Origin of the sequence: Chitinophaga sp. RAB17 (assembly GCF_052114225.1) — a bacterium.
Classification (GTDB): Bacteria; Bacteroidota; Bacteroidia; order Chitinophagales; family Chitinophagaceae; genus Chitinophaga.
The window spans coordinates 324,214-344,845 of the sequence record NZ_JBFREI010000008.1; the positions used below are offsets into that span (position 1 = coordinate 324,214).

Annotated in this window: 14 protein-coding genes; 4 read left to right on the forward strand and 10 right to left on the reverse strand. The window is 44.8% G+C overall.

The features are described from left to right. Window positions 1-61: 61 nt before the first annotated feature. Entirely contained in the window at window positions 62-3,268 is a 3,207-nt protein-coding gene (locus AB4Z08_RS25295) for a ligand-binding sensor domain-containing protein (RefSeq protein WP_441576564.1), read from the forward strand. Window positions 3,269-3,463: 195 nt separating this feature from the next. Here AB4Z08_RS25295 and AB4Z08_RS25300 read toward each other — a convergent pair whose 3' ends face one another. The 5 genes from AB4Z08_RS25300 to AB4Z08_RS25320 form a co-directional block, all read right to left on the reverse strand. Continuing rightward, window positions 3,464-4,867, reverse strand: coding sequence for an MBL fold metallo-hydrolase RNA specificity domain-containing protein (locus tag AB4Z08_RS25300; RefSeq protein WP_441576565.1), 1,404 nt, complete (start codon window positions 4,865-4,867; stop codon window positions 3,464-3,466). 32 nt (window positions 4,868-4,899) lie between these two features. Next, window positions 4,900-5,322 carry a DUF4442 domain-containing protein gene (locus AB4Z08_RS25305; protein ID WP_441576566.1) on the reverse strand — a complete coding sequence of 141 codons (423 nt, stop codon included), beginning with the start codon at window positions 5,320-5,322 and terminating at the stop codon, window positions 4,900-4,902. A gap of 94 nt (window positions 5,323-5,416) precedes the next feature. Then, window positions 5,417-5,920, reverse strand: coding sequence for a thioredoxin family protein (locus tag AB4Z08_RS25310; protein WP_441576567.1), 504 nt, complete (start codon window positions 5,918-5,920; stop codon window positions 5,417-5,419). A 28-nt stretch (window positions 5,921-5,948) separates the two neighbouring features. Next, window positions 5,949-7,940: a polyphosphate kinase 1 gene (ppk1, locus tag AB4Z08_RS25315; protein WP_441576568.1), complete on the reverse strand. Its 1,992-nt coding sequence runs from the start codon at window positions 7,938-7,940 to the stop codon at window positions 5,949-5,951. Window positions 7,941-7,946: 6 nt separating this feature from the next. Then, window positions 7,947-9,188 carry a Pycsar system effector family protein gene (locus AB4Z08_RS25320; protein WP_441576569.1) on the reverse strand — a complete coding sequence of 414 codons (1,242 nt, stop codon included), beginning with the start codon at window positions 9,186-9,188 and terminating at the stop codon, window positions 7,947-7,949. A gap of 161 nt (window positions 9,189-9,349) precedes the next feature. On the opposite strand from AB4Z08_RS25320, the gene AB4Z08_RS25325 reads away from it, so the two are divergent. Together AB4Z08_RS25325 and AB4Z08_RS25330 are read left to right on the forward strand one after the other, a co-directional pair. Then, on the forward strand, window positions 9,350-10,201 hold the full coding sequence (locus tag AB4Z08_RS25325; protein ID WP_441576570.1) for a hypothetical protein: 852 nt from the start codon (window positions 9,350-9,352) through the stop codon (window positions 10,199-10,201). Continuing rightward, a complete protein-coding gene (locus AB4Z08_RS25330; RefSeq protein ID WP_441576571.1) occupies window positions 10,198-13,848 on the forward strand; it encodes a BamA/TamA family outer membrane protein in 3,651 nt (1,216 codons plus the stop codon). Before AB4Z08_RS25325 ends, AB4Z08_RS25330 begins: the two co-directional genes overlap by 4 nt. Before the next feature lie 197 nt (window positions 13,849-14,045). Here the strand turns inward: AB4Z08_RS25330 and AB4Z08_RS25335 are convergent, their stop codons facing one another. From AB4Z08_RS25335 to AB4Z08_RS25345, 3 genes are all read right to left on the reverse strand, one after another. Then, window positions 14,046-16,376 (reverse strand): GAF domain-containing protein, encoded by a 2,331-nt coding sequence (locus AB4Z08_RS25335; RefSeq protein ID WP_441576572.1) that lies wholly within the window; start codon window positions 16,374-16,376, stop codon window positions 14,046-14,048. A gap of 224 nt (window positions 16,377-16,600) precedes the next feature. Further along, on the reverse strand, window positions 16,601-17,824 hold the full coding sequence (lysA, locus tag AB4Z08_RS25340) for a diaminopimelate decarboxylase (protein WP_441576573.1): 1,224 nt from the start codon (window positions 17,822-17,824) through the stop codon (window positions 16,601-16,603). 300 nt (window positions 17,825-18,124) lie between these two features. Next, window positions 18,125-18,346 (reverse strand): helix-turn-helix domain-containing protein, encoded by a 222-nt coding sequence (locus AB4Z08_RS25345; protein WP_441576574.1) that lies wholly within the window; start codon window positions 18,344-18,346, stop codon window positions 18,125-18,127. Window positions 18,347-18,468: 122 nt separating this feature from the next. Here AB4Z08_RS25345 and AB4Z08_RS25350 point away from each other — a divergent pair, with 122 nt between their 5' ends. Continuing rightward, window positions 18,469-18,702, forward strand: coding sequence for a hypothetical protein (locus AB4Z08_RS25350; RefSeq protein ID WP_441576575.1), 234 nt, complete (start codon window positions 18,469-18,471; stop codon window positions 18,700-18,702). Between the two features lie 61 nt (window positions 18,703-18,763). Here the strand turns inward: AB4Z08_RS25350 and AB4Z08_RS25355 are convergent, their stop codons facing one another. Beyond that, complete coding sequence (locus tag AB4Z08_RS25355; protein ID WP_441576576.1) at window positions 18,764-19,162, reverse strand: RNA-binding S4 domain-containing protein; 399 nt, start codon at window positions 19,160-19,162, stop codon at window positions 18,764-18,766. 72 nt (window positions 19,163-19,234) lie between these two features. Beyond that, a complete protein-coding gene (locus AB4Z08_RS25360) occupies window positions 19,235-20,605 on the reverse strand; it encodes a dipeptidase (protein WP_441576577.1) in 1,371 nt (456 codons plus the stop codon). Window positions 20,606-20,632: the final 27 nt, after the last annotated feature.

Here is a 20,632-nt window from a genome sequence, read left to right on the forward strand (position 1 = left end):
GCATATTCACAACAACATTTAGTACTTTTATTCCTACACTGCTTCTTTCCCGGAAATTGCAATGATTCTAAGGCATATCAAGGCTAAAGCCCAACGATGGCAAAATGCAGTCAGGTATATCATTTACCTGCTGTGGATACTTGCATACCTCCCTGCCTCCTTTGCCCAGCAGCCTGGGAATGTATCCTATAACTTTTCCCATCTGGATATCGGCAACGGATTGGCCAGCAACCACGTTTCCGCCATTATGCAGGACAGGAAAGGGTTTATATGGATTGCCAGCACCGCCCTGCAGCGCTATGACGGTACCAACCTGGTGACCATTGCCAGCTTTGACCGTGTACCCGGCTCCATTTATTATGATGACATCTGTTTGTGTGAAGACAAGAAAGGTCGTATCTGGATGGGTACTCCCGATAATATTCGTGTATACGACCCTGTTACAGACCAGGTAAGGGCATTGAAGATATCTGACAGGGATATCAGGCCGGAAGGGCTGCAATGCAGCCAGATTGTGCAGGATCATGACGGTATCATATGGGCTACCACCCATGATGGACTGCTCCGCTTCAACGAAAAAGCGTTTAATTTCCAAAAAGCCGCCATTATCCCCGAAGCCGACAGGATCCAGATGATGGACGCTATCATGGAAGATGAATCCGGTAATCTCTGGATCAGCGGAAAAAAAGGGGTTTATATACTGGATCGCCAGCGCAAACATTTGTACAGCAGGGCCAACAACCCCGAACACCTGTCCGTACTGGATATTGATAATACCTTTAAGAAAATATATACAGATGCCTACCACCAGATATGGCTGGCAGGCAGAAGTGCACAACTGTACTACTATGACCCTGTTACTCATAAAGTAAACAACTATATTTTCGACAAGCCAACCGGTAAACCAAACTGGCAAAAGCCCGTTTATGGTGATGCCATCTTCGATATCATCTCCGACAAGGAAAAAAATACCTGGATGGCTACGGAAAAGGGGGGCGTTTTCCGCTATAATGGCGCCCTGAAGACTTTTGACCTGAAAATCATTGCCAACAATGCAGATGAAAAAGGCTTTCATTATACCTATGAAGCCAACTGCTTTTTAACTGACCGGGAAGGCCATCTCTGGATTGGTACAGATCGCGGCATAAATATTCTTAGTCTGCATAATAAAACCTTCCGTTTACTGGATGACCGCACGAGATTTCCCAATACCAAAGAACATCTCCCGGCAACAGAAGTCACCGGCATTTACCAGGCTACCAATGGCAATGTATACGTAGGCTACTGGGGGCAAGGGTTCAGCCGCCTGACAGCCGACCTGAATCTGGTCCAAAATTATGTACATGATGATGGCGATCCAAGTATCACCATCCCGGAAGAACGGGGGCTGGTATGGAGTTTCGCTGAATTAAAAGATGGCACCATCCTCGTGGGACAGGAAAACGGCAACCTTTCCCTGTTCAATCCCACTACCGGCAAATTCATCAAACACCTGACATCGCCTACGTTCTATGAACAAACGCTGCTGCACCTACAGGTACAAAACGATACCACCGTTTGGATTGGCTTATATAAAAGAGGGCTGGCCAGCTGGAACCCGGTACGAAACACTTTCCAGGCTTTCAATCAAATAACCGACTCACTGAAACGACCGGTATCTGTAATGGATATTGTGCCGCAAGGCGATACTTCCCTCTGGCTGGGAACCAGCAGCGCAGGCCTTATGCGATTCAACACCCGCACACGTAAGATCGCCACCAGGGAATCGTTTTCCTGGAATGCGCGTGTGTACAACAATATAACCTGTTTGCTGCCTTATAACGACAGCACGCTACTGGCCGGAACAGACCACGGCCTGTGGATCTATAATCCCCTGAAACATACTTATAAACCATTGCTCACGAACAACAAATTGTTTGATCAGTGGGTGCTGAGTATGGAAGAAGGAGAGCCCGGTGAAATCTGGTTTACCACGCAATATGGCTTTTATCGGTATTCCCCGTTGGACAACAAGCTGGAAACATTTATCCAGGGAGATGATATTATTGACAACGCCCGCAAAGTACGCAGGCGCATTGTTAAACTAAAAAATGGCAATCTGCTGGTAGGCGCATCTGATCACTTTGTTTCTTTCGATCCGCAAAGTTTGCGCGTGGCGCCCCCTCCGCCCGATGTAACCATCGTAAACCTCAGAGTTCCAGATAGCCTGGTGCTTATTCAGGCCGCCCTTCGGGATAGCGTACCGGTGAACCTGACCCATAGGCAAAACTTCATTGGCATCGAATTTAAAAGCCTGCAATATCACCAGGAAAGGATCCGTTACTATTATCAGCTGGAAGGGGTAGATGAAAACTGGGTGCTGACAGATAACATCCTGGTTGCTAAATATACCAACCTGCCACCAGGCAATTATGTTTTCAAAGTGCGTGCAGTGAATACGGCCGGCACGTTTTCAGATCATATCACCACACTGCTGTTATTTATTAAACCTGCTTTCTGGCAAACCGGCTGGTTTAAGCTGTTATGCTTTCTGCTGGCGGTATCGCTGGTATATCTTTATTTCAGGTTGCGTATTCATGGTATCAAAAAAGAAGCTAAACAACGGGAGGCTATACAACAGCAAATAGCGCAACTGGAAATGAAAGCCTTGCGGGCACAAATGAATCCACACTTTATTTTTAATGCACTGAATTCCATCCAGACATTTATGATGAAGAGCGAAACAGAACAGGCATTATCCTATCTGAGCCGCTTTGCGAAATTAATCCGTAATGTACTGGACAACTCACAACTCAATAACATCACAGTTGCGCAGGAAGTAAGTGTATTGGAAAACTATATGGAGCTGGAAAAGCTGCGCTTTACAGATGAATTTGAATACGAAATTATTGTAGACCCGTCACTGGATGCTCATATGGTAGAAGTACCTACCATGATCATCCAGCCTTTTGTGGAAAATGCTATCTGGCACGGACTACTGCATGAAAAAAACAAAGGTAAACTGACTATCATCTTCAAAAAAGTAGATGAACGTATACGTTGTACAATAGAAGATAACGGTATTGGCAGAGAAAGGTCTGCGGCCATGAAACGATTGAATAAACCCCGGCATCAGTCCCGTGGACTGCAAATTACCAGAGACCGGCTATCACTGTATAATAGCCGTTTTAATGTAGATGCCAGCTTTGATATTGAAGATCTTATTGATGAAGAAGGAAAGGCAACGGGGACCAGGGTTAATTTGTGGTTTCCATTTGTGGAGGAATAAGCGGATTTTGTCTTTGGGCAGGATTATACTGATTATACTGATTTTGCGGATGTTGTTTTTTTGATTTTGTAAGATTTTAAAAGATTTTGGGAAGATATCAGCGAATTTATCCGCTAATATCTTCCCAAAATCTTTTAAATCAAAAAGTAAAAATCAGTATAATCAGTATAATCCTGCCCAAAGACAAAAATTCGCTCAGCTCAATCCCAGCTCAAAATGCCGCTCAGGAATTTCAATATCCAGGAAGCCTTTTTTCAGCAACCAGTTTCTGAAAATCTGTTGTACTTCGTATTCTCCATGTACCAGGAATAATTTCTTCACAGCTTTCGGATCCTGACAGGCGAGCCACTGACTTAAGTCTTCATAGTCGCCATGTGCACTCATAGAGCGGATCACGCCTACTTCAGCATTTACCTGGAAACGGGTACCATAAATAGATACTTCTTTGGCGCCGCGCATCAGGCGACCGCCTAGCGATTGTGGTTCACAGTAACCTACAATGAGAATGGTATTCTGTGGTTCATCGATGTTATTGGCGATATGATGTTTTACGCGCCCGGCTTCGGCCATGCCTGATGCAGAGATGATCACGCAGGGTTCCTTGCGGAAGTTCAGTGCTTTGGATTCATCTACGGACTTGATGTAACGCAGGCCCGGGAAGTCGAATGGATCATCGTCTCTTTTCAGGAGATTGGATACTTCTTTGTTGAATACTTCCGGATGTGCTTTGGTAACGGCGGTGGCTTCTGTAGAGAGCGGGCTGTCTACAAAAATGTCCGCCTTAGGCAGGGTGCCTTTCAGTTGTGCATTGTTGAGGGCATACAGCAATTCCTGTGTGCGGCCAACGCTGAATGCAGGGATAATGAGTTTACCTCTTTTTTCCACGCAGGTTTCGCGGATATAGCGGAGCAGTTCATCATCGGCAGGTGCGGCATCAGCGTGCAGGGTGCTGCCGTAGGTAGATTCTATCAGGACATAATCTGCCTGCGGGAAGGTAGCCGGCGATTTCAGGATAGCATCGTTATAACGGCCTATATCACCACTGAAAGAGATCTGTTCTGTTTTACCGTTTTCCGTAATCCGCAGATGCACAGATGCGGCGCCTACAATGTGGCCGGCATCGGTGAACATGAGTTGAATATCCGGATCTATATGGGTCCAGGTATTATAGCCCATCGGCTTTAAGGAGCCGATGGCAATTTTGGCATCGTCCACACTATACAGCGGTTGTATGTAGGGAAGACCTTCCTGGGCCATTTTTTTATTAGTGAATTTTGCATCTGATTGTTGTATTTCGGCAGAATCCATCAGCAGGATTTCTGTCATATCGCGGGTAGCAGGTGTACAAAAGATATGACCACCGTAGCCCATTTTCACTAAGCGGGGAATCAGCCCGGAGTGATCGATATGTGCGTGCGATAATACCATGTAAGTCACCTCCTGTGGATCAAATCCGAAGTCCCTGTTCAGGGAATCAGTTTCATGTCCCATACCCTGGAACATGCCGCAATCCAATAAAACCTTTTTACCATTCTTGAGTGTGATCAGGTGTTTTGATCCGGTAACGGTGCGCGCGGCGCCATGAAATGCAATCTTCATATCTGTGTTTTAGGGTGAACCGGGTTCACCATTTACGATTTACTTTTAAACGACCAGGTGATCGCGAAAGAGGCAATTAATATGCCGTCTTTATCTCTGCCTTCACTATGGAGAGTAACGGTTTCCGCTGCCTCATTGTTCAGTGTTTTTTCAATGGCAGCTCTTAGCAGGGGCAATTCTGAACAGGTAAAAAACGTGAGGCCGGTGGCCTTTTTAACAAAAGTAGATTCCATGCCGGTAACGAGCATGGATACACGCCGTGAGGCGCTGCGCACATACATCATCGCCGGTAGCCCGGTGCTGAGTTCTGCGGCCATGGCCAGACAGGCGAAGTAAGTAGATTTGAAAGGGTTCTGTGATAACCACCGAAATGGTACGGAGGTAACACAGTTATCTGCTTCGAGTGATTGGAGCCGAACGCCGGACAGCCATGCTGCCGGAAGTTTCCAAAACAAATAGGCTGAAAATTTAAACGGATGCTGTGCAAACTTTTGAAAAGATTGCACAGCATCCGTATTAAAAGTGGTAATGCCGTTATCCATGACGATGTTATTCGTTGATGTAATGGGAAGGCAGCAATGCTGCTGGTGACCATTGTTTCAGGAACTCCTGCACTTTTTTCTTATCATAGGAATCTGCAGATTCCAGTAACCCGGAATTCTGTGTATGTAACCGGTTGCCTTTTGCATCCAGTATTACCAGTACCGGAAAACCGAAGCGCTGTGGATATCCCAGCTCTTTCAGGATAGGCAGATTCTTATTTTCTTTGCTGTAGTTAAGATGATACACTACATAGTTGTTGTTCAAATCCGCTTTCAACTCAGCATCATCCCCGATAAATTTATAGAATCTTTTACACCAGATGCACCAGTTACCACCGATTTGCAGCAGCACATGTTTATTTTCTTTAGCGGCTTGTTTTTCGGCGGCAGCGATGTCGGCTTTTGCATCGGCGGCAGGATTATAAATGTGTTCCAGGTCATGGGTTTGCGCCTGGGTGGCAGGAATCGCAAAGGCAATACTTAGTAACAATGTCCAAACATACTTCTTCATAAAAATCGATTAAATCAGGATATCTAATTTACACTATATTTTGCACATACGACTGAATGGCCTGCTGGGCATTGTTTGGGTCCTGCAATTGCAGGTTTACAATGTCTTTCAGCTGTTGCTGCAGGGCCGGCACATATACCGGCACACATACTTCTATGCGGCGGTGGAGGTTACGGTTCATCCAGTCTGCTGAGCCCATATATACTTCTTCCTGGTTATTATTATGGAAGATGAATACGCGGGCATGTTCGAGGTAGCGGTCTACAATCCTGATGATGCGGATATGCTGACTTTCCGGAATGTCCGGCACCAGGCAGTTGATGCTGCGCACAATCAGGTCTACCTGTACACCAGCCTCACTGGCTTCGTACAGCTTGCCTATCATGCCTCTTTCCTGCAGGTTATTTATTTTGATGATGATGCGGGCAGGCTTGCCTTCTTTTGCATGTTTGATTTCCCGGTCTATCAGGCCGGCAAATCGTGTGGTCATATTGAACTGTGCTACCAGCAAATGTTCGAACTGCAAAAAATTATAGGCCACCGGTTGTTCCCTGCTTTGCAGGTAGAGGAAGAGTAATTCCATCTCCCTGGTAATACCTGTATGGGCGGTAAACAATACATGATCAGTATAGAAACGGGCAGTGCTTTCGTTAAAGTTACCGGTAGCAATTAATCCGCAGTAATCCCACTGGTAGCCGCGATTGCGTTTCACCAGCGCGGTTTTGGCATGTACTTTCATGCCTGGAATGCTATAGATCAGTTTTACGCCGGCATCTTTCATTTTCTTTGCCCAGCGTATATTATTGGCTTCGTCGAAACGGGCTTTCAGCTCCACGAATACGGTAACTTTTTTACCGTTCCTGGCGGCGCTGATCAATGCCTGCGCTATCTGGGAACCGGAAGCGATGCGGTAGAGCGTGACGTAAATTTCCGCAACATCCGGATCAGTAGCGGCTTCACTGAAAAAGCGCAAAATATAATCATAGCGCTGATAAGGAAGATGAATCAGCAGGTCCTGTTGTAATACGAGGTCCAGCAGACGATCGGTAGCTGCTATCGTTTTATTTTCCGCAGGAATTACTTTGGGATAATCTGCATGTACCAAACCAGGAGGTTCCGGCAGATTGGCCAGGTCTTTCAGGTTATGATAACGTCCGCCCATCACCATTTCATCTTCCCGTACATCAAACTGTTGTGCCAGGAAATGCAGCAGGGGCAGCGGGATGGAGGCATCATACAGGAAACGGGTAGGTACGCCTAACTCACGTTTACGGATCAACGTTTCTACTTCTTCCAGTATATCGCCTTTTATCTCATCCATATCCATATCCGCGTTGCGCGTGAGTTTCACGCTATGGCAGCCGGCAATAATATAGTCAGGGAAGAGATAACCCAGATGTGTGCGGATAATATCATCCAGGAAAGCAATATAGTGAGTGCTTTCCAGTGAAGGTAACTGCAGAAAACGGGGCAGGGATGCCGGTATATTCACAATGACATATTCCTGTATGGTATCATTGTTTTTAGGTACCAGTGTAACTGCCAGGTAAAGCGCATTGTTTTCGAGGAACAGGTTCTTTTGTTTACCCATGAGCCATACCGGTTGTAAATAAGCCAGTATAGTAGTCAGGAAATAGTTTTTGGTAAACGCATGATGTGCTTCCAGCAATGGCTGATTATAGTACAGTTGTATACCCTGAGATAATAATGCCGGCAGCACACTGCCGGTAAATATTTGTCCGTATTCCTGTTGTTGCCGGTTGATTTCCTGCAACACTTCGGTGAGGGTATCGCTGCTGATAGATTCATTTTCGCCTGCTGCCGGATCATTTTCCAGTACTTTGTTGATGGCTAATACTGCCGGCATTCTCACGCGAAAAAACTCATCCAGGTTGGAGGAGAAAATAGACAGAAATTTAATTCGTTCGTATAGTGGTACCTGTTGGTCTGCCGCCATTAGTAATACCCGGTAATTAAACGATAACCAGCTGAGATCGCGGTTATATAAAGGAACACCCATGAATCATTATGCTTTTACCGGGAAGAAAATTGCTGCAATCAAAAATGCAAGCACAGAAATAATAAGACCAAACATGAAAATATTGTAAGAAATACGCAGCAGCTTATATTTATGCCCCAGTACTACACCGAGGAAATAGATATCCCTTGTCATGCTGCTATAGAGGAAGTCAGAATCATTCATCATCTGTTTCATGCCCCATTGATATTCTTCCAGTTGCATCTTATAAAAGTTACCAAAGAACAGCAGGTTAGCATCTTTCTTTTCAATATCCACTTTGGTAAATACACCACTGGTCACATTGGGTCGGGTAGCCAACACCGAAAAAATAACGGTCAGTACGGCGGTGGTCAGGAATATGACAGAAGGAATCACCATATTGGGATAGTCTTCCAGCCTTCTTACCAGTACGCTCAATATCACGGAAATGATAATAGAGTTTACCGAAATCATGATATGGGCTTTACTGTCGGCCATGGAGCTAAGCCGGATATGATTGGTAGAAGTGGTTCTGAACATGGTTTCCACGCCCCGATCCGGTTTCTTTATCTTATCCTTGCCTTTATCTTTCTTCACCTTTTCAGTAGCCGTTTTGGGAGCTTCAGGGCTACCCGGAACAACGCTGACGTCTTCGGCCGCTTCGGCTGATTTTTTCTCCAGCTTCTTTTGCAGTTTAGCGAGGTTGTCTTCTTTTTGTTGTTTGAACAGCGTTTGGGCGTAATCCGTCCAGTAGTGATGTGCTGTTAAAAAAGCGATATTGTTGGTGAGCCATTTAACGGCGGGTATTTCCTGCTCATAAGTAAGCTCTAATTCCTGCCGTAGTAATTTGTTGCGGTCTGAAAATTCTTTGGATCCCAGGTGGGAAAGATCCGCATCACAAACAATCTGTTCTACCAGGGTATGTGGCGACTGTGGCATTTTGGTAGCCAGAATAGCTCCCTGTACCATGGCCTGAACATTTTCAGGGACCTGTTGTTGTTGTAAAAACTGCAGGGCTTCTTTGGCGCCATTTTCTTCGTGCAGCTTTCCTTCTCCCAATAAATAACCGGCGTCATGAAACCAGGCAGCCACATATACTGCCAGTAATTCGTCATCCTGTAAACGGTAGTGGGCGGCAATCTGGGCGGCAGCCTGTACTACCTGTTGCGTGTGAACAAGATTGTGATACACCAGGTTAGGGTGCGGGTGTTGCTCATACTGGGCTAGTACATAATCCCGGGCTGCGTCTATAATAACATTGTTTTGCATAAGGAAGACGAAAATTAAGATAAGGAACGGCGAAATATGTTGTATGCTTCTCGCTTTTTGTTGTGCATATAACGGTATGTTCGCTATTTCGCGTATACAAATCGCAATTGTAACCTAAGTTACTGCATTTTTGAGTTAAATTTATGCTATAAAGTTACACTATGGATGTCCGGATCGGGTTAATCTTTCTCCTCTTCTTACTGTCATGCAATGGTTTCAGCGACAGGGAACAAAAAGTCTATGCTTCTCCGGCTGGCTATGATCTGAAGGAGCCGGTGCGCTATCGCCTGCGGGAGTCTATGCAGGAAATTTCAGGAATAGAACTGTTTCCCGATGAGCATAGAATAATAGCCATTAATGATGAGCAAGGTAGAATTTATGATGTAGATGTGGCGGCAACAAAGCCCTATCCATATTATAAATTCGCCAAGGACGGGGACTATGAAGATATTTGTCATACCGACAGCGGCTGGTTTGTGCTCAAAAGCAGCGGTTCCCTCTTCCACGTACATGGCCTGTTTACCGACAGCATTTCTGCTGACCATTACAAACTGCCCAAGCAGGGTAAAAAGGAATTCGAAACCACTTATTACGACTCCGTTAAAAACAGTATCGTGATGATCTGTAAGAACTGCGAAGACGATAAAAAGGTGGGATTTACCAGCGCCTACCGGTTTGACCTGGCCTCCAAAACATTTGATACCACTGCCATTTACCGTTTCGACAACCGGGAAATTGCCAAGCTGGTGGGCTCAGATATGCGTTTTTTCAAACCTTCCGCCGCCGCCATTCACCCTATTGAAAAAAGACTGTATATCGTGGCATCCGTTAACGGCCTGTTGGTAATTTGCGACCTGCAGGGCCATGTACAGGAAGCCTATAACCTGAAACATCGTTTATTCCTACAGCCGGAGGGAATTGCTTTTGCACCTAACGGGGATATGTTTATTTCTAATGAAGGCGGTTATGACGGTACCGCCAGTATTCTTAAATTCACTTATAAGTCCAAATGATCAGATCAGCCATCATCTTTATTGCCTTATTCATCTTCGGTTACCATACCGGATATGCCCAAACACCCGATGTCGTAAAACGTATTATTCTCATCGGCGATGCAGGAGAGCTGCACAGCAACGGACAAAATGCCGTAGTGGATGCCGTTCGTAAAACATTTGATCTGCAGGATAATAGAAATACCATTTTATTCCTGGGAGACAACGTATACCCGAGAGGGGTACCTGACTCCAGTAGCCCAAAGTTTCCCATTGCCAAAGAAATTATCGACTACCAGATTAACCTGGTACGGGGCACCAAAGCGCAGGGATATATTATTCCGGGTAATCACGACTGGGATAAAAGCAAACCCGATGGCTGGGATATTATCCGCAACCAGCAACAATATGTAGATTCACAACACCTGGATAATGTACAGTTTGAGCCCAAGGAAGGTTGTCCTGGTCCGATAGAAGTGAAGATCTCCGATAAGATCACCCTTATCATCATGGACAGTGAATGGTGGGTGTTTCCCTATCAAAAGCCAGGGATAGAGTCTTCCTGCGATTGTAAAGATAATGACGAAGTCCTCACCAAACTATCTGAAATAGTAGCCCTGAACCGTAATAAGCTGATCATTTTTGCTACGCATCATCCGTTCCGCAGTTACGGTATTCACGGAGGATATTATACTATCAAACAACACATTTTCCCGTTAACAGATCTGAATCCTGCCCTGTATGTGCCTTTACCGGTAATAGGTTCTATCTATCCTATTGCACGTGGCGTATTTGGTACCCCGGAAGATATTCCCAATCCCAAATACCAGCAGATGATCAAAGGGGTAGAAGAAGCATTCAAACCGCATGGTCCGGTAGTATTTGTATCGGGACATGATCATACACTGCAGCTCATAAAAGATAAACAAAACAGTTATGTGGTAAGTGGCAGCGGGGCAAAACATAACCGGGTTAAGAAAGGGCCGAAGTCTTTGTTTGCTTCTACAGCCAACGGTTTCAGCGCCGTAGAATTAATGTCGGATGGCACGGTGCGGGTACAGTATTATTTCGCAGACAGCGGAGCAACACCGGTTTACAGCAATAATCTTTTCCGCTTGCAGGATATTCAACAGCAGGCGATGACCTATACTACGCCGGCACAATTACCTCCATTTATAACAATGGCCGCCGATACACAGTATAATAAGGCCGGTAGCTTTCATAAATTTTTGCTGGGAGAAAATTACCGGAAGGTATGGGCCACGCCTTTGAACTTCCCGGTGTTGGATCTGAGAACGGCTAAAGGTGGACTGAAAGTACTACAGCGTGGTGGTGGTAAACAAACACATTCTCTTCGTCTGGAAGACAGCACTGGTACAGAGTATGCGATGCGTTCCCTGAAGAAATTTCCGTTGGCAGCAATTCCTGAACTGCTGCGGGAAACCATTGCCCGTGACGTGGTGCAGGACCAGATATCTGCCGCTAACCCTTACGCGCCGCTGGCGGTGAGTGTGCTGGCAGAAGCAGCCGGCATACCACATACCAATCCCACTTTTGTATATCTGCCTGCAGATACCGCACTGGGTCCTTTTACCAACGTGTTTGGAAATGAAGTATATCTCTTTGAAGAAAGAGAACCTGTTACCGGCAAAAATGATAAAACCTATAACACCCAAAAGGTGCTGGCAAAAATATGGGGTGATAATGACGTGCATGTAGACCAGAAATCGGTACTGCGTGCCCGTTTATTCGATATGTACATCATGGACTTTGATCGCCATGATGATCAGTGGCGCTGGTACAAGGAATCACATAAGGGAGAAGATTACTATTACCCGGTACCACGTGACCGCGACCAGGCATTTTTCATCAACCAGGGATTAATACCCCGTGCAGCCGCGCGTCCATGGTTACTGCCAGGCGTACAGGGCTTCCGTGATTATATTCCTGATGTTAACGGTTTCAACTTCAGTACCCGTTATTTCGATCGCTCTTTCCTGAATGAAATGGACGAAAAAGACTGGAAGAAACAAACGGAAAGACTGTTGAAGAAGATGACTGATAGTGTGATACAGGCCGCAGTAAACGCTTTCCCGGATACCATCCGGTCGCTGGTAGGACCTATGATGTTGCATCGCCTGGCTGTTCGCCGCGATATCCTGGAAAAGAACACGATGAAGTATTATCGTTTCCTCGCCAAAGGAGTGGATGTACCGGCTACAGAAAAAAATGAGCTGATCACCGTTGAAAAGCAGTCTGGTGGCAATGTAGCGCTGAATATATTTAAGATTAGTAAGAAGGGCGCCATACAGCAGAATATCTATTCCCGCACTTTTGACCCGGCAGTCACCAAAGAGTTGAATGTATACGGCATGGGCGGCAATGACCGTTTTGAAATAAAAGGAGATCACGCTACGCCTATACGTATACGACTTATTGGCGGTAAAGAGGCAGACACGTACATTGACAGTACTACCGTAAAGGCAGGGAAACGGATACGCATATACGATCAGCGTACCGGCAATGATACATTTGCGCTTTCCCGTAATGAACAACGCCGCCTGTCTAACGATCCGGCTAATATCAAGTACAACAGAAGCGCATTCCAGTACGAAAAAACAATGCCTTTACTGGCTGGGGGCTATAACAGGGATGACGGTCTTTTGTTAGGTCTGGGCTTATCTGTTACCCGCCATGCTTTCAGAAGGGAGCCTTTTTCCGCGAAGCACCTGTTCACCGCTACGCACGCTTTGGCTACGCGCGCCTGGAACTTCCGCTATGAAGGAGAACTGACGGACGTGATCGGAAAAACGGATCTGTTACTCTTCGCCAGAGCGAAAGCACCGAACAATACCATCAACTTTTTTGGCTATGGTAACGAGACGACATTTGACAAGACCAATAAAACCATTTCCTACTACCGGGCCAGATTCAATTTCTATACGGCAGAAGCATTGCTGAAAACATCATTCGGCAATCATATGTACGTGGCATATGGTCCTACGTTTAATAATTACGCTTTTAATAAAGAGGAGAACGATAACCGTTTCATCACCAACTTTAAAGACAATGGACTCGACTCTGCCGGTATCTACAGCAATAAATCATATGCCGGCGGTAAAATAGTGGCTACTATCGATACCCGTAATAATAAAATCATTCCTACCCGTGGTATCCTGTGGACAACTACTTACGCAGGTAATTTTGGTTTGAACAACAACAGTCATAATACTACGCAGTTGCAATCTGACCTGAGCCTGTATATGAGCTTCCGCATCCCTGCTAACTTTGTTATTGTAAGCAGGTTTGGCGGTGGTAAATTATGGGGCAATTATGAATACTTCCAGGCACTCACTGTTGGCGGTGTACAGAATTTGCGCGGATATCGCAATTTCCGTTTTGCCGGTGATGCCAGCGTATATAACAATACAGAAATACGGGTAAAACTATTTGACCTGAAAACATACATATTACCTGCGGGGGTAGGATTGATTGCCTTTAATGATGTAGGCCGTGTATGGAGAGAAAATGAAACCTCGCATGTATGGCATGATGGATATGGTGGTGGTGTTTTCATAGCACCTATCAATGCACTCATCATTACCGCGGTGGTAGGGCATTCCAAAGAGGAAACCATACCATATGTAACGTTTGGATTTAAATTCTAGCGAATTTTGTCTTTGGGCAGGATTATACTGATTTAGATGATTTTCCAGATTATATTTTTTTGATTTAAAAAGATTAGCGAAGACTGATGCGTATCTCCACATCTATCTTCGCTAATCTTTTTAATCTTATAAAATCCCAAAACAAAATCTGGAAAATCATCTAAATCAGTATAATCCTGCCCAAAGACAAAATCCGCTTACTCCTGCTCCATATTTACTCTCACCCGCAGCGCCTTCAATCCGCTTACACCCTGTAATTCTTCCAGGTCGAGCATCTCAATTTCAGGCAGCAATATTTTTTTGCTCTGGAGGAAGGTGATATATTTCTTCAACTCTTCCATTTCTCTTACATAAGAGTATACCATGGCAATAGTACCGGGTTGTGTTAATCTTTCGCCGGTATCTTTTATATGTACTTTGTCGATACGTTTTTTGATGATCTCATAACGCACGTTGTAAGCGCCTTCCACATCAAACCGGCGTTCATCGCTACGGAAGCTGATGGTGATAGGTGCGCTGTGCATCAGGATCATTTGCGTGGTTTGCAGCGGTACCTTCAGTTTAGGGCCCAGTTTATTGGTAAGTCTTGCGATGTGCGCCATAGATGAAAGCTGCCACAGACGAAGGTTACGCAGGTATAGTTGATCGAATTTCTTTTCCTGTGCAATAGACTGACCAATGTAAATGGTATACTCTACGCCATCGGTACGGTATTTCTCAAAATAACAAGGGAAGGAGTGTTGTATGTATTGGCGCTCTTTTTCCAGGTATTGACTGATCGCTGCGTTAATCTTAGACAAGCTTTCTTCATATTCTCTCCGGTGATGATATACATGCCCTTCTGATTTATCCATTTTGGCGAAATAGCTTGCCAGCAATGGTTTCAGCGACTCGTTATCATCACACAGATGTTCCAGCACCGGCTGTATTTCGTTATCCATGAACTCATTTACTTTCAGATCTTCACCTGCCTGCAAACTATCACTGAGATTGTTGAGCAGGTCATTTGTTTTGAACTGAAGTTCTTCCAGTAAAGGAAGGTGTATGGTTTGTTCGATGGTGGCGAGGGTATCGCGAATCAGTTCCAGCTGTTCCTGTAAATCTTCCCGGATGGCATTGCCTTGTTGTACGGAGGAGTTACGGATATCCACCGCGCCGTAGAGTGGATATACCTCATCGAAGCTGATGCTTTCAATATCTTTTCTCTCTTCTGCCGGTGTGAGCAGGTAATCCCAGGCGGCGTCCACAAACTTCCATTCTACGGAAGGTTGTAATGCGGTGAACTGATCTTTGATCACTTCATTCAGTCGGCTCTCCAGTATGTTCATACTGCGGTTCAGCATCAACACCAGCAGGGGATAAGTATTCTGAAACTTCCATAAAGGATCTGCAGATAACCGGTTAGGAGTGGAGGAAGCCAGTTCCAGCACGCCCAGTATTTCCTTTTTATGGGTGATCGGGAATACCAGGAAGCTTTTGATGTTTTTTATCGGCAAATATTTGAGAAATGTATGCGGCGCAATGGTTGTTTCATTTACATCCGGAATGATCAATGGAATAGGATGCAGCTCCAGGTGCTCCAGTAATGCCGAGAAGAAATGCTGTTGTTGTTTTTTGTTGCCTACGCCCAGGATGGGGTCTGTATTGGAAAATTGTTCTTCCAGTACATTTTTTCCATTCACTTTAGGGAAAGGAACCAGGTGGGCTGTGACGTCTGGAATACCTAATATAGTAGGAATCATTTTTTCCAGGGTGCGGTAGCTTTCCACCTCGTTGCTGGTGCGCATATTCATCACCAGGCTTTTGATATTATTGAGGGTTTCTGATTGAGTCACATCTTTCACCGTCCATATCACAAAGCCTTCCAGTGAAAACATGCTGGTAGGCAGTAGTTGCTGGAGTGATTCTTCCGTCACCTGTTTGGAGCAGAACTGTCCATAATCCAATGGGGGGAGATCTCCATTTACTTTTACATCTACAAACCGGGGGTCTATGTTCACTTTCACATAACGTTTGCCTCCATCCGGTGTTTCCACGGTATGGATTATTTCGTTTTTATAGGTCATGGGAAAATGATACACTTTTTCCAGGATCAGTTTATAGAGCCACGTCATCTTATCTTTCTTCACCTGGGTCAGGGAAACACCATCCGGAACGGTACTCAGCTCCTGGCCGTTTTGTGTAAAGAGTTGTTTAAAGAGATCGGAATAGTAGAAGATGGCGAATTTAAAAGGAACGCCGATGCCATAAATATCTTTAGTGGAATCTGTGGTAACCGGGAAAATGGCGGATATCAACAGATCCAGGTAGTCTTTATATTTACTGAGATCACTATCCGGGGGGATAGGTTGTAGTACTTCCGGGTTGCTTTCAAACTTGTCAATGATCAGTTTATAGAAGGAGGAGCGAACTTCTTCGGCATTCTTCACCTTCTCCTTTAAATAATTCAGGAAGGGAACGAATGATATGTTAGACTCAATTACTTTATCATCGTTAAATATACCTGGGTGTGCAGTTAAAACTTTCATATCTACGTATAATTATAACCAAAGGCTATCGTTTTTGGTGTGCCAGTAATAAATATCTTATTACAATTTACAGTAAAATCAGTGTGCAGGATTACAGTGGGGGGTACTAATGTAGACGTAAAGGTAGGGGAAATATTGTATGATTGACAGCATTGGGGAATGCAGGTGATTGTTAGCAGGAGTATCTCCCTGAAAATCAAATACCTGCATCCCCAGGCTGCAAATTATTGCAATTCAATCTGGTTTCTAAGCAGATCGTCTATCGTATCACGTTTACGGATCAGGTGTGGCTTACCATCTTTTACCAGTACTTCCGCTGGTTTCAGGCGGGAGTTAAAGTTAGAAGACATTTCAAAGCCATAGGCGCCGGCGTTATAAAACACCAGGTAGTCACCTTCTCGTACCTCATTTATTTTCCTGTCCCATCCAAAGGTGTCTGTTTCACAGATATTACCTACTACGGTATAGATGCGTTCCGTGCCTTTTGGATTGGAAATATTGCGTATTAAGTGGAAAGCCTCGTAAAACATAGGTCTGATCAGGTGGTTGAATCCTGAGTTTACACCTACAAATACATTGGCAGTCGTTTGTTTGATCACATTCGCCTTTACTACAAAGTAGCCGCTTTGGCTTACCAGAAACTTTCCTGGTTCAAACCACAGCTGCAGCGGGCGTACATATGATTTGGCGAAGTTGTTGAAAGCCTCGCTCAGTTTTTTACCGAGCAGATCGATATCCGTTTCAGGATCGCCCTGTTGGTAAGCTACCTTAAAGCCACTTCCCAGGTCAATAGACTCCAGGTCGGGGAAATGCTGAACCATTTCAAACATCACTTCCACACCACGCAGGAACACATCTACGTCCTTGATTTCAGAGCCGGTATGCATATGCAGGCCGGTTACTTTCAATTTGGTAGAATTGATAATACGTTCGATATGACGCATCTGGTGGATGGAAATACCAAACTTACTATCGATATGCCCGGTGGAGATTTTAAAGTTACCACCAGCCATGATATGCGGGTTCAGACGGATGCAGATAGGATAGCTACCACCGAACTTATTGCCAAACTGCTCCAGGATGGAGAGGTTGTCTATATTGATGATTACCCCCAGATCTTTTGCAGCAATAATTTCCTGCAAATCCACACAGTTAGGGGTAAAAATGATATTCTTAGGATCAAATCCGGCTTTCAGGCCCAATTGTACTTCCTGGATGGATACAGTATCCAGTCCGCAGCCAATAGAATTGATATACTTRAGGATGTTGATATTGGTCAATGCCTTACAGGCGTAGAAAAAGCGGGTGTCCGACTTATGAAAGGCCTTTTGCAGCTTTTCGTACTGAGTTTTAATCTTTTCTGCATGGTATATATATACCGGGGTACCAAATTCTTCTGCTACTTTCACCAGGAAATCGGCAGTAAGTACGTCGCTTTGTTTAGGCATTGAAAATCCTTAGTTTAAGAATGAGTTGGCAAAATTACTACGCAAAAGTGAGAAATTGTAGAAAAAAGGGGAATACCAGGTAATAGAGGGGTAAGTAGCTGATTTTGTTGGGATTTTCTGTTCAATAGGGGGCGGTTATTACTTCTCGTATACTTCTCGGGTACTTCTTGGGTACTTAGGACTCGTCTATCTATTACATTTCCATTATACTTCTATTACTGTTCCACTACACTCTTACTACTGTTAGATTACTCTTTTACTACACTCTTACTACACTCTTACTACTCTTTCACTACTCTCCTAACAATCAATTAACTTACAAGGAGACACTTCCAGCACCTCGGCTAACTGAAGAATGGTAGTATATCTGATATCCACCTGGCCTCTTTCAATTCGGCCTATATCTGCGGAATCAATATTACAGTTTGCAGCCATGTCTCGCTGACTCCATCCTTTTGCTTCGCGGAATGTGCGGACTTTCCGACCAAAGCTTTCCAGTTTTTCTTGTTTATTGATGTCCATATTCTCAAGTCGAATATGAACAAAATGAATAGAAAAACAGAGGGGGTATTCCCCCTTAGTTGATGAAATATACTTATCTTTGATTCACGTTGAAATAATGATTAACCATAACCATACACACCATGCAAACAACCAAACCCTCCACACAGAACCATCTCCGCTTACTCTTCGAAGGCTTCGCCGGCAGCGCCATTAAATTCCGCGAAAAAGTTTGCCAGGAATGTGGCTGGAGTGAAAGCACCTTTTACAAAAAAGTGCGTGAAGCAGGGAACAATAAGGCTTTCAGCATCGCTGAAATGGAAAAGATAAAAGACCTGGCCTGGGAGGTACAACAGGATTTAAAAGACCGGCTCTAAAAAACAAAAGGTGCCTCTGAAGTACAAAGAGGAACCTTTTTATAAAATATCTTATTAACAATTATTCTTCTTCATCTCCTTCCATAAAGCCTTCTATATTTCTGCGGTCTTTCTTGGTAGGGCGGCCAATTTTACTTTGACGCTTACCTGTCTGGAATACAGATGCCACGAAAGCAGGAGCCAGTTTGTCTTCTTCCGGCGTATTATCTATGTAGTATTTAATGGCTTCGCTATAGGCCTGCCTGTTAGCCAGTAAGCCGGTTACTTCAATGACCCATTTGCGGCCTTCTGTTCTGATTTCAAATTTATCGCCTATAGATACTGGTTTAGCGGCTTTCACGGAGTTGCCGTTCATCTTTACTTTACCGCCATCACAGGCATCTGAAGCCTGGCTACGGGTTTTAAACACCCGGATAGACCAGAGATATTTATCTACGCGTACTTTTTCGTTGCTACTCATAGTAAAGCTTTTAGCCTTTAGCTATTAGCTTTTAGTCTGACTGCTAAAAGTTAATAGCTAAAGGCTTCTTTGTTATTTGCTCATTTCCGCAAAGAACTTGTGGAAATAAGGAATGGTTTCAATGCCTTTGTAATAGTTAGCTAAACCATATTTCTCGTTGGGAGAGTGCAGGTTGTCGCTATCCAGACCAAAGCCCATCAATACTGTTTTCAGTCCCAGTTCCTTTTCAAACAGGGCCACGATAGGAATGCTACCGCCGCCGCGAACAGGAATCGGATCTTTACCGAAAGTAGTAAGAATGGCCTGGTGAGCTGCCTTGAATGCAACAGAGTCGATTGGTGTTACATAAGGGCTGCCACCATGATGCTTGGTTACTTTCACTTTCACGCTCTTTGGCGCTATGGCTTCAAAGTGTTTGGTGAACAGGTCGGATATTTCGTGCCAGTCCTGGTTAGGAACGAGGCGCATGGATATCTTGGCAAATGCTTTGGATGGCAATACTGTTTTAGAGCCTTCGCCGGTGTAGCCGCCCCAGATACCGTTTACTTCCAGGGTAGGACGTATGCCGGTTCTTTCGATGGTGCTATAACCTTTTTCGCCCCAAACGTCTGCTACGCCAAGATCTGCTTTGTATTCCCCTTCATCAAAAGGAGCGGCGTTCAGCGCTTCTCTCTCTGCTGCACTCAGTTCCTGTACTTTGTCGTAGAAGCCAGGGATGGTGATGTGGTTGTTTTCATCGTGCAGGGAAGCAATCATTTTAGCGAGGATGGTAGCCGGGTTAGCCACAGCGCCACCATATACACCACTGTGCAGGTCGCGGTTAGGACCGGTTACTTCTACTTCCATATAAGCCAGGCCACGCAGGCCGGTATCTATGGAAGGGTTTTCCAGGCTGATCATAGACGTATCTGAAATTAATACCACGTCTGCTTTCAGGCGTTCTTTATTTTCTTTCAGGAAGATGCCCAGGTTGGCGGAACCAACTTCTTCTTCCCCTTCAATCATAAACTTGATATTGCAGGGGATGGTGTTGGTTTTGTTCATCGTTTCAAAAGCCTTTACGTGCATGTAAAACTGACCTTTGTCGTCTGCGCTGCCACGGGCATATATGTTACCGTCTTTGATAACCGGTTCAAATGGACCACTATGCCACAGATCCAGTGGATCTGCGGGTTGTACATCGTAGTGGCCGTATACCAATACAGTTGGTAAGGAAGGGTCTATAATTTTTTCTCCGTATACAATCGGGTGACCAGCAGTCTGACACACTTCTACTTTGTCGGCGCCAGCTTCCTGCAGGCGCAGTTTTACAGCTTCTGCACATTGCTGAGTATCTCCATTATGACGGGAATCCGCACTCACAGAAGGAATGCGTAACAGCGCCAGTAATTCATCCAGGAAACGATCTTTATTCTCCGCCTGGTAATCTTTCCAAACTTGCATGATTCAGGAAATTAGGTTCACAATGTG